This window comes from Citrobacter sp. S39, from assembly GCF_009495675.1.
Lineage (GTDB): Bacteria > Pseudomonadota > Gammaproteobacteria > Enterobacterales > Enterobacteriaceae > Citrobacter > Citrobacter freundii.
This window is the reverse complement of the sequence record NZ_CP045555.1, coordinates 3,075,943-3,089,562: the sequence shown is the minus strand read 5'-3', so window position 1 is coordinate 3,089,562 and position 13,620 is coordinate 3,075,943. Positions and strand designations below refer to the sequence as shown.

The window sequence follows — 13,620 nt, the reverse complement described above, 5'->3', positions numbered from 1 at the left end:
CAAATACATTTTGTTATCAAATTATTTACTTTTAGAGGTGCGTCATAAATCTAACAAATTACGATTTTTATATATTCTGCATATTAAATTACTCACCCTGCAAAACAACCCAATTACAAGCAAAGACACAGAATAACTATTCAATCGCAAGTTAAAGCCCATACTAATCATGGCGATAATTCGTGCTGGTCGGGCAGGCCCTTCTATGAAAAAAATGTTAAATTTAGGTTTATATGGTGAGATTCACTGTATACCACGGCCAAATTAAGAACATATTACTTTTATAACTAAGGTTTATCATGGATAAGTTATCTTACGCTTCAGATAGCAGCACATCTGCCTGGAATACCTACCTGCAACAAATCGAGCGTGTGGCCCCTTACCTGGGCGAACTTTCCCATTGGGTGGATACCCTGCGCCACCCAAAACGCGCGCTGATTGTCGATATCCCGGTGCAGATGGATGACGGCACTATCCGTCATTTTGAAGGGTATCGCGTGCAACATAACCTCTCCCGCGGGCCGGGCAAAGGCGGTGTGCGTTATCATCCTGATGTTGATCTTAATGAAGTGATGGCCCTGTCCGCATGGATGACCATCAAATGCGCAGCGTTGAACCTGCCGTACGGCGGTGCCAAAGGTGGAGTGCGCGTCGATCCGTTCTCGCTGTCTGAAGGCGAACTGGAGCGTTTAACTCGTCGTTATACCAGCGAAATCGGCATTATCATTGGGCCGCAGAAAGACATTCCTGCGCCGGATGTAGGTACTAACGGAAAAGTCATGGCCTGGATGATGGATACCTACTCCATGAACCACGGCACCACCGTGACCAGCGTGGTCACCGGTAAACCTATTCACCTTGGCGGTTCATTAGGTCGTGATAAAGCCACCGGTCGCGGCGTTTTCGTCAGCGGTCTGGAAGTCGCGCGCCGTGCCAACATCGAAGTTGAAGGTGCTCGCGTTGCAGTGCAAGGTTTTGGTAACGTCGGCAGCGAAGCCGCCCGACTGTTCGCGGCAGCTGGTGCACGCGTGGTCGCGATTCAGGATCACACCGCTACGCTGTTTAACCCCACAGGTATCGACATGACCGCGTTGTCTGCCTGGCAGTTAGAGCACAAACAGATTGCCGGTTTCCCGGGCGCTGAAACCATCGCCAGCGAGGCCTTCTGGAGCCTGGATATGGATATTCTTATTCCGGCCGCGCTTGAGGGTCAGATCACCCGTCACCGTGCGGAAACCTTGACCTGTAAACTGGTACTTGAAGGCGCTAACGGCCCAACCTATCCGGATGCCGATGATGTGCTGGCAAGCCGTGGTATCGTGGTTGTGCCTGACGTGGTCTGTAACGCCGGCGGCGTAACCGTCAGCTACTTCGAATGGGTTCAGGATATGGCAAGCTTCTTCTGGAGTGAAGAAGAGATCAACAATCGCATGGACAAAATCATGACTGATGCGATGGTGCATGTATGGGAAAAAGCAGCTGAGAAATCCTGCTCCCTGCGTACCGCAGCCTACATCGTTGCCTGCGAACGCATTCTGCTGGCACGAAAAGATCGCGGAATTTATCCGGGCTAACGCCGAAATCGACCATGCCTACAAACCACCTGTTCTGCAGGTGGTTTGTTTTCCATAAAAAATCGTTCAAAAACTTTCCGCACAAATACCGCCCGACCTCTCACTTTCGCTGTTTTATGCACCATGACGTTCCAATACGGAACATTATTATGCTGCTATGTTTCGTATTGAAACGCTCTTCACAGCAATTTTCTTTTGCAAACCCGTGTGCAAAATTACCTTATCGGCAGCGAGCGGTCGCCGTGGCGTTGTACAAACCGATACCCTACATCAGATGCCTGCCCGAATTTGGCAGCCATCCAGGACTGTCTGCGGAGCATAAATAATGAAAAAATTGATCAACCGTGTTGAAGACGTACTGAATGAACAACTCGCCGGACTGGCGAAAGCGTATCCTTCCCTGGCACTGCATCAGGACCCAGTGTATGTCACCCGCGCAGATGCACCGGTGATGGGCAAAGTGGCGCTGCTTTCCGGCGGCGGCAGCGGGCACGAACCTATGCATTGCGGCTACATTGGTCAGGGCATGCTCTCCGGCGCCTGCCCGGGTGAGATTTTTACCTCCCCCACGCCGGATAAAATGTTCGAATGCGCCATGCAAATTGATGGCGGCGAAGGCGTGCTGCTGATAATCAAAAATTACACCGGCGACATTCTTAATTTCGAAACCGCTACCGAGCTGCTGCACGAAAGCGGCGTCAAAGTCACCACCATGGTGGTGGATGACGATGTGGCGGTGAAAGACAGTTTGTATACCGCCGGACGTCGTGGTGTGGCTAATACCGTATTGATCGAAAAACTGGTCGGCGCGGCCGCCGAACGCGGTGACTCGCTGGAAGCCTGTGCGGCGCTGGGTCGTAAGCTGAATAACCAGGGCCACTCCATTGGCATAGCCATTGGCGCCTGTACCGTTCCGGCAGCCGGACAACCGTCGTTCACGTTACAGGATAACGAGATGGAGTTTGGCGTAGGTATCCACGGGGAACCGGGCATTGACCGCCGCACCTTCACCTCTCTCGATCAGACCGTTGATGAAATGTTCGATACCCTGCTGGAAAACGGTAACTACAGCCGTACGCTCCGCCACTGGGACAACGTCCAGGGCGCGTGGCATGAAGGTAAAGAAAGCAAGCGTGCGTTACAAAGTGGCGATCGGGTTATTGCGCTGGTCAATAATCTCGGTGCGACGCCGTTGTCTGAACTCTTCGGCGTGTATAACCGCCTCGAAAGCCGTTGCCAGGATGCAGGCATCGTCATTGAGCGCAACCTGATCGGTTCTTACTGTACCTCTCTGGATATGACCGGCTTCTCCATCACCCTGTTACAGGTGGATGACGAAACGCTGAACTTATGGGATGCACCGGTTCACACCCCTGCCCTCAACTGGGGTAAATAAGGAGATTCATGATGTCCCTCAACAGAACACAGATTGTTAACTGGCTCTATCGCTGCGGTGAAATATTCACCACTGAAAGTGATTTTCTCACCGGACTTGACCGGGAGATCGGCGATGCCGACCACGGTCTGAACATGCATCGTGGTTTCAGCAAAGTCGTTGAAAAGCTGCCGTCCATCGCGGACAAGGACATCGGCTTTATTTTGAAAAACACCGGTATGGTACTGCTCTCAAGCGTCGGCGGGGCCAGTGGACCGCTGTTTGGCACGTTTTTTATCCGCGCCGCCCAGGTGACTCAGGCTCATCAAAGCCTGACGCTTGAAGAGCTGTATCAAATGATTCGTGATGGCGCAGAAGGTGTGATTAGCCGCGGTAAGGCTGAACCTGGCGATAAAACCATGTGCGATGTCTGGCTGCCGGTAGTGGAGTCTTTACGCCAGTCATGCGAACAGAAGCTGAGCGTCCAGGCGGCTCTGGAAGCGGCAAGCCAACAAGCGGAAGTCGCAGCGCAAAGCACCATCACCATGCAGGCTCGCAAAGGCCGCGCCAGCTATCTAGGTGAGCGCAGCATTGGGCATCAGGATCCCGGCGCAACGTCGGTCATGTTTATGATGCAAATGCTGGCTCAGGCGTCCAGAGAGTAAGGATAAAGCGATGGTAAACCTGGTTATTGTTTCTCACAGCGCCCAACTGGGCGAAGGCGTCGGCGTGCTGGCCCGGCAGATGTTAATGGGTGATGGTTGCAAAATCGCCATTGCCGCAGGCATTGACGATCCTGAGAATCCGATTGGCACCGATCCGATTAAGGTGATGGAAGCCATCGAGTCCGTGGCCGATACGGACCACGTGCTGGTGATGATGGATATCGGTAGTGCATTACTGAGTGCGGAAACCGCGCTGGAACTGCTCGACCCTAACATTGCCGCCAAAGTGCGTTTGTGCGCAGCACCACTGGTTGAAGGCACACTGGCCGCGACGGTTAGCGCCGCCGCAGGTGCTGATATCGATCGGGTCATCCGTGATGCCATGAACGCCCTCGACGCCAAATGTGAACAACTGGGTTTACCTTCGCCATCCGCAGCGAAACCCGCATCCGCTGAACTGTCTCCCGACGCTGATGCCCGTTCTGTTGCCATTGTGGTGAAAAACCCTAACGGCATCCACGTCCGCCCGGCTTCGCGGCTGGTTTCTGCGTTGTCTGGTTTTAACGCCGACATGTGGCTGGAGAAAAACGGCAAGTGTGTGGTCCCTGATAGCCTGAATCAAATAGCCCTGCTGCAGGTACGCTGTAATGACACGCTACGCCTGATTGCTAAGGGCGAACAGGCAGAGGATGCGCTGGCCGCATTTAAACAGTTGGCGGCAGAGAATTTTGGTGAATCGCTCGAGCCCGCGCATACTGATAACAAGGCAACTCTGGCTCCCTCAAAAGTCACGGGGACGGCATTTTGTCACACGCCGTTCTCGCCAAAGGTAAACCCGCAGTCCGCCGCATCACTGCAGGCTGAGCAGCAGCGATTACAGACCGCCATCCAAAGTACGCTGAACGATCTGAGCAAACTCACCGCTCTTGCTGAAGAACGATATTCCGCAGATGTCGCCGCCATCTTCTCCGGTCACCACACGCTGTTGGACGATCCTGAACTGTTTGAAATGGCCTGCGATGTAATGCGTGAAAAACAATGCAGCGCCGCCTGGGCCTGGCATCAGGTGCTGAGCGATCTCAGCCAGCAGTATTTACAGCTCGATGATCCTTATCTGCAGGCGCGATACATTGATATTGAAGATTTGCTGTCTCGTTCACTGCAACATTTGACGGGAGAGAGCGCACAAATTCCCGCGTTCTTGCGCCCCACTATCCTGGTCGCTGATGTCATTTATCCGTCTACGGTACTGCAACTCGATCCGAAGACCATCAAAGGTATCTGCCTGCGGGACGGCAGCGAAGCCTCTCATCCGGCGATTATCGCTCGTGAAATGGGTCTGTGCTGGATGTGTCAGCAAGGCGCTGCTCTCGATAGCATAAAGATGGGCGATACTCTGACCATTGACTGTGTCACACAGCGGATAACCCGCGCAAACTGATACCGAAGCACACCCTTTTCGACAAAGGGTGTGCTTCTTCCCTATTCGCGTCGGGAAATGTCTGTTTGTTCGCAAAATGGGGTGTCGATCACGCGCAACGGTCGATCCTGAACTAAGGTTTTCTCATGGTAAATGCCGCTACTTCGGCACACCGCTAAGGAGATTAACCGATGATAACGCCTGCAACTCGCCATCCAGGCCTGCTTTCTGTTGCAATAAAACTGACTCTCGCCAGTACCTTTTTTGCCCTTTCCTCTTTTGCCGTCAATGCAGAAGACGCGCCAGCCGCTACACCGCAGCCGCCAGATATCCTGCTTGGACCTCTGTTTAACGATGTACAAACGGCTAAACTGTTTCCAGACCAGAAAACCTTTGCTGACGCAGTTCCTAACAGCGATCCTCTCATGATCCTTGCCGATTACCGGATGCAGAAAAATCAGTCCGGATTCGACTTACGCCATTTTGTGGAGGTGAATTTCACCTTACCGAAAGAAGGCGAGAAATACGTTCCCCCGGCCGGGCAATCATTACGCGAACATATTGACGGACTGTGGCCGGTCCTCACCCGCTCGACAACTGACGCTGAAAAATGGGACTCGCTACTGCCACTTCCAGAGCCGTATGTGGTGCCTGGCGGGCGTTTTCGCGAAATATATTATTGGGACAGCTATTTCACCATGCTGGGGCTTGCCGAAAGCAATCACTGGGATAAGGTCTCGGACATGGTGGCAAACTTCGCTTACGAGATTGATTCCTGGGGACACATTCCTAACGGCAACCGCACCTACTACCTGAGCCGTTCGCAACCGCCGTTCTTTGCCTTTATGGTTGAACTGCTGGCGCAGCACGACGGGAATGACGCGCTGAAAAAATACCTCCCGCAGATGCTCAAAGAGTACAGTTACTGGATGGAAGGCGTCGAAACACTCCAGCCCGGTCAGCAAAATAAGCGCGTGGTTAAACTGGATGACGGTACCATTTTGAACCGCTACTGGGATGACCGCGATACGCCGAGGCCAGAGTCCTGGGTCGAGGATATCGCCACCGCTAAAAGCAACCCCAATCGCCCTGCCACAGAAATCTACCGCGACCTGCGTTCAGCGGCTGCGTCCGGCTGGGATTTTAGCTCCCGCTGGATGGACAATCCTAATCAGCTGGGCACTCTGCGCACCACCAGCATCGTTCCGGTCGATCTCAATGCGTTGATGTACAAAATGGAAAAAATGATCGCCCTCGCCAGCAAGGCTGCCGGTGATGATGCCAAAGCGGCGCAGTACGATGGCTTCGCTAATGCCCGACAAAAAGGGATCGAAAAGTACCTGTGGAACGACAAAGAAGGCTGGTATGCCGACTACGATCTGAAAAGCCATAAAGTACGCAATCAGCTCACGGCCGCCGCCCTGTTCCCGCTGTATGTCAATGCGGCGGCAAAAGATCGCGCCAGTAAAGTCGCCACAGCCACCCAGGCACATCTGCTGCAACCGGGCGGCCTTGCTACCACGTCGGTGAAAAGCGGCCAGCAGTGGGATGCCCCCAACGGCTGGGCCCCGCTCCAGTGGGTCGCAGCATCCGGGTTACAGAATTACGGTCAGGATAACGTTGCGATGGATGTGACCTGGCGATTCCTTACCAATGTGCAGCACACCTACGATCGAGAGAAAAAGCTGGTTGAAAAATATGACGTGAGCACCACCGGCACCGGCGGTGGTGGCGGGGAATATCCATTGCAGGATGGTTTTGGCTGGACCAACGGCGTCACGCTAAAAATGCTTGACCTGATCTGCGCCAAAGAGAAGCCCTGTGACAGCGTACCCGCATCGCGGCCAACACCGACAAGTACACCACCAGCCGAGCCTAAAAAACAGACTCAACCGACGCCATAACGTCATTACCTGAGCCGTTTTACTCCCCAAATCCGCGCTTCGTCGCGGATTTTTCTGTCATATTTTTCGCTATTTAAGCTGCCTCTATCCCCTCTAGCCCTTATGGGGTATCCGGTGTTTTCATCCGTGAGAATTTGATTCTGAACATGTTTTTATTCGCTGTATATGTAAATATATAGCGAATTTGTAACCTTCAGGATACTGATAATGGCACTGACAAGACGGATGTTTGCCCAACTCGTGGCATCTGCACTGCTGCTACGCCATCTTCCCGCATTGGCGCAAACGCCGCTAACCGTTGCCGTTGGAGGCTCGCCAGGGCCGAATATAACCCAACGCGTGGTCAGCGCGGGGGCGCCCGCTGACATGCTGCTGCTGGCCGTCGCGCCGGAAAAACTGGTAGGGCTTTCCTCCTTTGATTTATCTCGCCAGACCGCCATCCCGTTCCACGATGATATTCGGGCATTGCCGAAACTGGGCAGGCTGGCAGGACGCGCCAGTACCCTATCACTTGAAGCGTTACTGGCGCTTAAACCCGACCTGGTTGTTGACTGCGGCAATGCCGATGAAACCTGGCTTTCTCAGGCCAGACAAGTGAGCGCACAAACTCACATTCCCTGGCTGCTGATTAACGGCGAACTGCGCCATACCCCAGAACAGTTGCGCGCAGCCGGTGAAGCATTGGGCGTCGTCTCGCGTACCGCAATGCAGGCCGCGCTGGCCCGTCGATTTATCGATAATGCAATAGCTTTCTCGCATACAGCTGCAGCGAATCTGCGTTTTTATGCCGCGCGCGGTGCCAGAGGACTGGAGACAGGTTTACAAGGTTCTTTGCATACCGAAGCGGCAGAACTGCTGGGGCTACAGAATGTGGCGCACATCCCCGGAAGACAGGGGCTCACACAGGTTTCAATGGAAAATCTGCTCAGCTGGCAGCCCGATATTATTTTGGTGCAGGATGCGATGACAGCGCAGCACCTACGAGAAGATCCGGTCTGGCAAGGAGTCAAAGCGGTTGCTGACCGGCGCATTCTGTTTCTCAGCGGTCTGCCGTTTGGCTGGTTGGATGCACCTCCTGGCATCAACCGCTTACTGGGATTACGCCGCCTGCACGCCTGGCTTGATCCGCAGGTTAACGCGAGCTTTAAAGCCGATATGCAGCACTACAGCGAACTGTTCTGGCATACCACGCTAAGCGATGCACAGTATCAACGTCTGGTGGCAGTCTGATGAAAACATCTACCCTCGGTTTTCTGATGATTGCTGCGGTGGTGCTTTGCGCGAGCGTCGCTGCGGTATCGGGCGCGTACCGCCTGGATGCGCAACAGGTTGTGAATCTTATTACAGGTACTGATGACGTCCCGATGCAGGACAAAATCGTCTTCTGGCAAATCCGCCTGCCGCGCATTCTGGCTGCATTGCTGCTCGGCGCGGCGCTGGCAGGCGCAGGAACCACCTATCAGGGCATGTTCCGCAACCCGCTAGTCTCGCCGGATATCCTCGGCGTGGCGGCGGGTGCCGGTTTAGGTGCCTGTACGGCAATCCTGTTTGGATTACCGATCCTGTTCATTCAGCTGTATGCGTTCACCGGCGGTTTATTCGTGGTCGCCGGTGTCTGGTTGATTACCCGGCGAGTCAAGCGCCACGACCCGGTGTTAACGCTGGTTCTGGTCGGGATTGCGCTGGGTACGGTATGTGGCGCGGGGATTTCACTCATCAAAACGCTGGCCGACCCGTATACCCAACTCCCGTCTATCACCTTCTGGCTGCTGGGCGGTTTATCAACGATTACGCTGCACGATCTGTGGTTCTCAGCACCGCTGATCTTCACTGGACTGGTCCCGCTATTGCTGCTGCGCTGGCGCATGAACCTGCTCACCCTGTCGGATGATGAAGCACGATCGCTTGGCATCAACGTCTCCCGACTACGGCTGGGATTGATCGTCTGCGCAACATTAATCACCGCCTGCACCGTCGCCATCGCGGGCATCATCGGCTGGATTGGGCTGGTTGTGCCGCATATCGGCCGACTCCTCAGTGGCAATAACCACCAGCAGCTACTGCCGGTTTCCATGGGGGTCGGCGCCATTTTGCTGCTGCTCACCGATACCCTCGCCCGTACGCTGAGCAGCACGGAAATTCCGCTAGGGATCCTGACTGCATTTATTGGCGCACCGTTCTTTTTGCTGCTTTTGCTACGGGGAAATCGCCCATGACGCTACTGACCGTCCGCCATGCGTCGTTGGGATACCACAGTAACCAGCCCGTGCTACGCGATGTCTCATTTCAGGTTTCGCCCGGCTCCGTTTGTTGTCTGCTTGGTGCCAACGGTTGCGGAAAAACCACTCTGATGCGCACCATTCTCGGCGTTCTTTCGCCACTTCACGGTGACATTCTTCTTGATGGCATCGCCATAAATCATCTCAACGATCGGCAACGCGCCGCCGCTATCGCCTGGGTTCCTCAGGCGCATGACGGTGCGTTTGCCTTCACTGCGCTGGACATGGTGATGATGGGGCTGGCCCCGCAACTGGCGGCATTTGCGGTTCCCGGGGCTAAAGAACACGAAATTGCTCATCAACAACTGGCGATGCTGGGGATCTCTCACCTGGCGCCCCGGCGCTGGAACACTCTGAGCGGCGGAGAGCGCCAACTGGTATTGATTGCCCGCGCTCTGGCGCAACGTCCGCGCCTTTTGTTGCTGGATGAACCCGCTTCCAGCCTGGATTTTGGGCATCAGATCCGTCTGCTCGACACGCTGGTGACGCTGAAAAATTCGGGTATGGCCCTGCTGATGTCGACGCATCATCCGTTGCACGCCCGGGCAATCGCCGACAGCGTGGTACGCGTTGAACCGAACGGTGAGGTTTCGCAGGGGCTTCCTGAACACCAGCTCGCCACCAATCGCCTGGCTGCGCTGTATCACGTTACACCGTCACAAATTGCCCACCACCTCTTTGGCTCTCACAATTAAGGAATAAGAATGCTCATTGACGACATTGATTTTGCCGATCTTTACCGTAAACAGTTACAACTGGCGAACAGAACCGAGAAAAAGCCGGAGCACTGGGATAAACGTGCGGAAAAAATGGCAGAGAATTGCGCCTCATTAACCGACAGCTATTTGCTACAGCTATTGGGGAAAATCGACCTGCAAGGAGCGGAGTCGCTGTTTGATATGGGCTGCGGTCCCGGTACAGTCTCGCTGGCGCTGGCTAAAAAGATACCAATAATTTACGGCGTAGATTACAGCCAGGGAATGCTGAGCGTTGCTGCCCGCCGCGCTGTGCAAATGAACGCCCGTCACGTACAGTGGGTGCAGCGGGCCTGGGAAGAACACTGGGATGATTTACCCCAGTGCGATATCGCCGTCGCCTCGCGCTCTACGCTGGTTGCCGATATGCGCCAGGCGATGACCAAACTGAATAATCAGGCCCGGCTGCGGGTTTACACCACCCATCTCGTCAGTTCATCTTTCGTTTCCCCCACCATTCAACGTGCGCTGGGCCGCGAGGTGATTGAACTTCCCAACTATATCTATGCGCTTAATGTCCTGTATCAGATGGGGATCCACGCGCACGTTGATTTTATCCGCGGGCCCAACTGTCAGCAGGACAATAGTACCTGGATGCGCTTTCTGGAAAACGTGTGCTGGAGTATGGGCGAACTAAGCGCCGACGAGGTCGAACGTCTGGAAACCTGGTATCAGCAGCAGGATCCACGCGCGATTGCCCCTGCCAGCCGTGACTGGGCGCTTATCTGGTGGGACAGCGTCCCACGGGAGGCGCTGCGATGATCTACTTTTCGCAGGCGCAAACCGACGCGCTGCTGCTGGAAGATATTCAGGGCGGCGATCTGACTACCCGCGCGTTGGGAATTGGCGCACAGCCGGGCGTTATGGCGTTTTACCATCGCCAGGGCGGGTGTGTTAGCGGCACCGCCGTTGCCAGACAAATGCTGACGTCATTAGGGCTGACAGTCAGCGACATGGTGGCCGATGGTGAACAGGTAAGTGCAGGACAGCGATTGATTTGTGCGCATGGGAATGCGGCGGCGCTGCACCAGGGCTGGAAAGCGGTACAAAATGTCCTGGAGTGGAGCTGCGGAGTTTCGGGCTATCTTGAGAGCATGTTGAGCCAACTGCGCCAACGCTATCCTGATGGGCAGATTGCCTGCACCCGCAAAGCCATTCCCGGCACGCGTTCGTTGGCGACTCAGGCAATACTCGCCGCCGGGGGCATTATTCATCGCGGAGGATGCGCCGAAACGGTGCTGCTGTTCGCTAATCACCGCCGTTTTCTTACCAACCCAAACGACTGGACAAACGCGGTTGCGCGCTTACGCAGCCATGCGCCAGAAAAAAAGATCGTCGTCGAGGCGGATACGCCAGATGAAGCATTAGCCGCGCTACGCGCCGCGCCCGATATTCTGCAACTCGACAAATTCACCCCTGAGCAGGCGACAGACATTGCCCGCCTGGCACCTTCACTGGCCCCTCATTGCACGCTGGCGCTGACTGGCGGCATTACCCTCGCCTCGCTGGCGAGTTATCTCGACTGTGGCATCAGGCTCTTTATCACTTCCGCACCTTATTACGCTCCACCTGCGGATATCAAAGTTAGCCTGAGCCCGGACGCACGTGGCATATAACATTAAAAAATGGACTAACAATAATGAATTTCAACAAAAGTTGTCTTTACACAGCCCTGTCGTTTGCTTTCGCGCACAGTGCTTTTGCTGGGCAAGAAAGCGAAACCATGACCGTCTGGTCAAGCCCGGCCTCCGCGGCAACAACTACGGTTCTCGGTCAGGAAACGATGCAGCAACTGGATAAGCAAAACGTGGCGCAGGCGCTAAGCGTCGTCCCCGGCGTGGTGCTGCAAAAGTCGGGCAACCGCAATGAGCAGCAGGTGAAAGTACGCGGTTTTGACAGCCGTCAGGTTCCCGTCTTTTTTGACGGTGTGCCGGTGTACATCCCCTATGACGGCAACCTCGATTTAGGCCGTTTTCTGACATCCGATATCGCTTCAGTTGAAGTATCCAAAGGCTACTCATCTCTGCTACAAGGGCCTAACCAGATGGGCGGTGCCATTAATATCACCACCAAAAAGCCCACCAAACCAATTGAAGGCAGCATCGGTTATCGCCAGGGCTGGAGTCGTAGCAAAGACAACGCTCACGATATGCACGCTTCATTTGGCGCCAGTAACGATCTGGGGTACATTCAGCTCAGCGGCAGCCAGTTGAAGCAGGATTTCCTTGGCTTACCGCACGGCGTGGACAATCCGGTTGCGGGTAGTCACGGCAAGATTGCCAACTCGTCCGCCGATGATAAACGCGGCATCGTGAAGCTGGGCTTTACCCCTCGCGGCGATGATGAATATGTCCTGACCTATATTAATCAGGACGGTGAAAAAGATAACCCACCATATGCCGGAACCAGCAGTCAGAAATCACGCTACTGGCAATGGCCACAGTACGATAAAGAGAGCTATTACTATCAGGGCACCACCCATCTGGGCGATCGTTTCACTCTGAAAAGCCGTCTGTATCGCGATACCTTTGAAAATACGTTGATGATGTACAACTCGCTCGCCGATCTGAAAAACAAAAAAGGCAACTACAGTCATTATTCAGACTATAGCGATGGAGCTGGCCTGCAGCTCGCTGCGGATATGCGTGAAAACGACCTGCTCTCTTTCGCCGTTAACTGGAAGGATGATGTTCACCGCGAGAAAGGCGCACCGAATGCGGCTTACGACCGTTACGAAGACCGCACCTGGTCTGTTGCTAGTGAATATCAGTGGGCGGCGGCGGATAATGTCGATGTAGTGGCGGGAATAAGCTATGACTGGCGCGACAGTCTGGAAGGCATGAAGCACGAAAAAAATGGTAGCGTCACCCACTATGATGACAACAATCAGTCGGCCTTCAACTGGCAGATGATGACCAAATATCACTTCGAAAATGCAGACACATTAGCGCTGTCCTATTCTGACAGAACGCGTTTCCCTACGTTGAAAGAACGCTACACGACCTCAAAACCGGCCTATAACCAGGTGGCGCTGGTCAATCCGCAGCTTAAACCTGAACGCGCCCGCAGCGTGGATCTGACCTGGAATGGGTCACTTAGTCAGAGCTGGGGATTCGAAGCCAGCGTGTATTACAACCGCATCAGCGACGCCATCCTTTCACACAATATTGATGCCGACACCATCCAGAATCAGAACAGTGGCCGGGTGGATTACACCGGTCTGGATGCAGGCGTTAAAGGTAAAGTCTTTGATATGCTGGATGTCGGTCTGAGCTACGGCCTTATTCATGCAGACGTCAAACGCAGCGACATCGGCAAGATTACCGACCTGCCAACGCAAACCCTGACTGCCTGGATGACGCTGAAGCCATGGGATCCGCTCAGTATTACGCTGTCAGAAGAGGCCCGTTCGTCGAGCTATAGCAATAGCGACGGCTCACAGAAAGCCGCTGGTTTCGCCATTACCCATTTACGCGCTGACTACGCCATCGGTCACGGATTCAGCGTTAACGCGTCGGTCAATAACCTGTTCGATACGCAGTACGTTTATAGTGAAGGATTTATTGAAGAAGGCCGTAATTACTGGGCGGGGATTGAGTATCAGTTCTGACTTAGCAATACAGAGAAACGGCCCCCGCGGGGGCCGTT

The 13,620-nt window shown here is 54.3% G+C and carries 11 protein-coding genes; all 11 read left to right on the top strand.

What is annotated here, in order from left to right; all coding sequences use genetic code 11:
* The first annotated feature begins 299 nt into the window (after positions 1 to 299).
* The 11 genes from GFB57_RS14730 to GFB57_RS14680 all read left to right on the top strand — a co-directional run bounded on the left by GFB57_RS14730 (position 300) and on the right by GFB57_RS14680 (position 13,582).
* Positions 300 to 1,574, top strand: a complete 1,275-nt coding sequence (locus GFB57_RS14730) for a Glu/Leu/Phe/Val dehydrogenase (protein WP_003020877.1) — start codon at positions 300 to 302, stop codon at positions 1,572 to 1,574.
* A 325-nt stretch (positions 1,575 to 1,899) separates the two neighbouring features.
* The gene (gene dhaK, locus GFB57_RS14725; protein ID WP_003020880.1) at positions 1,900 to 2,970 is read left to right on the top strand and encodes a dihydroxyacetone kinase subunit DhaK; all 1,071 of its coding nucleotides are present in this window, start codon (positions 1,900 to 1,902) and stop codon (positions 2,968 to 2,970) included.
* An 11-nt stretch (positions 2,971 to 2,981) separates the two neighbouring features.
* On the top strand, positions 2,982 to 3,614 hold the full coding sequence (gene dhaL, locus GFB57_RS14720; protein WP_003020881.1) for a dihydroxyacetone kinase subunit DhaL: 633 nt from the start codon (positions 2,982 to 2,984) through the stop codon (positions 3,612 to 3,614).
* Positions 3,615 to 3,624: 10 nt separating this feature from the next.
* Positions 3,625 to 5,055, top strand: coding sequence for a dihydroxyacetone kinase phosphoryl donor subunit DhaM (gene dhaM / locus GFB57_RS14715; protein ID WP_003020885.1), 1,431 nt, complete (start codon positions 3,625 to 3,627; stop codon positions 5,053 to 5,055).
* Between the two features lie 170 nt (positions 5,056 to 5,225).
* The gene (locus GFB57_RS14710; RefSeq protein WP_003020888.1) at positions 5,226 to 6,938 is read left to right on the top strand and encodes an alpha,alpha-trehalase; all 1,713 of its coding nucleotides are present in this window, start codon (positions 5,226 to 5,228) and stop codon (positions 6,936 to 6,938) included.
* Positions 6,939 to 7,145: 207 nt separating this feature from the next.
* Positions 7,146 to 8,168, top strand: coding sequence for an ABC transporter substrate-binding protein (locus GFB57_RS14705; protein ID WP_003020890.1), 1,023 nt, complete (start codon positions 7,146 to 7,148; stop codon positions 8,166 to 8,168).
* Positions 8,168 to 9,154, top strand: coding sequence for an iron ABC transporter permease (locus tag GFB57_RS14700; protein WP_003020893.1), 987 nt, complete (start codon positions 8,168 to 8,170; stop codon positions 9,152 to 9,154). The genes GFB57_RS14705 and GFB57_RS14700 overlap by 1 nt, the downstream gene beginning before the upstream one ends.
* Complete coding sequence (locus GFB57_RS14695; RefSeq protein ID WP_003020896.1) at positions 9,151 to 9,912, top strand: ABC transporter ATP-binding protein; 762 nt, start codon at positions 9,151 to 9,153, stop codon at positions 9,910 to 9,912. Before GFB57_RS14700 ends, GFB57_RS14695 begins: the two co-directional genes overlap by 4 nt.
* Positions 9,913 to 9,921: 9 nt before the next feature.
* A complete protein-coding gene (locus GFB57_RS14690; protein WP_003020899.1) occupies positions 9,922 to 10,734 on the top strand; it encodes a class I SAM-dependent methyltransferase in 813 nt (270 codons plus the stop codon).
* Positions 10,731 to 11,588, top strand: a complete 858-nt coding sequence (modD, locus tag GFB57_RS14685; RefSeq protein ID WP_008322600.1) for a ModD protein — start codon at positions 10,731 to 10,733, stop codon at positions 11,586 to 11,588. Before GFB57_RS14690 ends, modD begins: the two co-directional genes overlap by 4 nt.
* A 23-nt stretch (positions 11,589 to 11,611) precedes the next feature.
* Complete coding sequence (locus GFB57_RS14680) at positions 11,612 to 13,582, top strand: TonB-dependent receptor (protein ID WP_003020905.1); 1,971 nt, start codon at positions 11,612 to 11,614, stop codon at positions 13,580 to 13,582.
* Positions 13,583 to 13,620: the final 38 nt, after the last annotated feature.

Excerpts from the sequence above, each read along its gene's own strand:
- GFB57_RS14730 (WP_003020877.1), top strand. The coding sequence starts at position 300 with ATGGATAAGTTATCTTACGCTTCAGATAGCAGCACATCTGCCTGGAAT.
- dhaK (WP_003020880.1), top strand. The coding sequence starts at position 1,900 with ATGAAAAAATTGATCAACCGTGTTGAAGACGTACTGAATGAACAACTC.
- dhaL (WP_003020881.1), top strand. The coding sequence starts at position 2,982 with ATGTCCCTCAACAGAACACAGATTGTTAACTGGCTCTATCGCTGCGGT.
- dhaM (WP_003020885.1), top strand. The coding sequence starts at position 3,625 with ATGGTAAACCTGGTTATTGTTTCTCACAGCGCCCAACTGGGCGAAGGC.
- GFB57_RS14710 (WP_003020888.1), top strand. The coding sequence starts at position 5,226 with ATGATAACGCCTGCAACTCGCCATCCAGGCCTGCTTTCTGTTGCAATA.
- GFB57_RS14705 (WP_003020890.1), top strand. The coding sequence starts at position 7,146 with ATGGCACTGACAAGACGGATGTTTGCCCAACTCGTGGCATCTGCACTG.
- GFB57_RS14700 (WP_003020893.1), top strand. The coding sequence starts at position 8,168 with ATGAAAACATCTACCCTCGGTTTTCTGATGATTGCTGCGGTGGTGCTT.
- GFB57_RS14695 (WP_003020896.1), top strand. The coding sequence starts at position 9,151 with ATGACGCTACTGACCGTCCGCCATGCGTCGTTGGGATACCACAGTAAC.
- GFB57_RS14690 (WP_003020899.1), top strand. The coding sequence starts at position 9,922 with ATGCTCATTGACGACATTGATTTTGCCGATCTTTACCGTAAACAGTTA.
- modD (WP_008322600.1), top strand. The coding sequence starts at position 10,731 with ATGATCTACTTTTCGCAGGCGCAAACCGACGCGCTGCTGCTGGAAGAT.
- GFB57_RS14680 (WP_003020905.1), top strand. The coding sequence starts at position 11,612 with ATGAATTTCAACAAAAGTTGTCTTTACACAGCCCTGTCGTTTGCTTTC.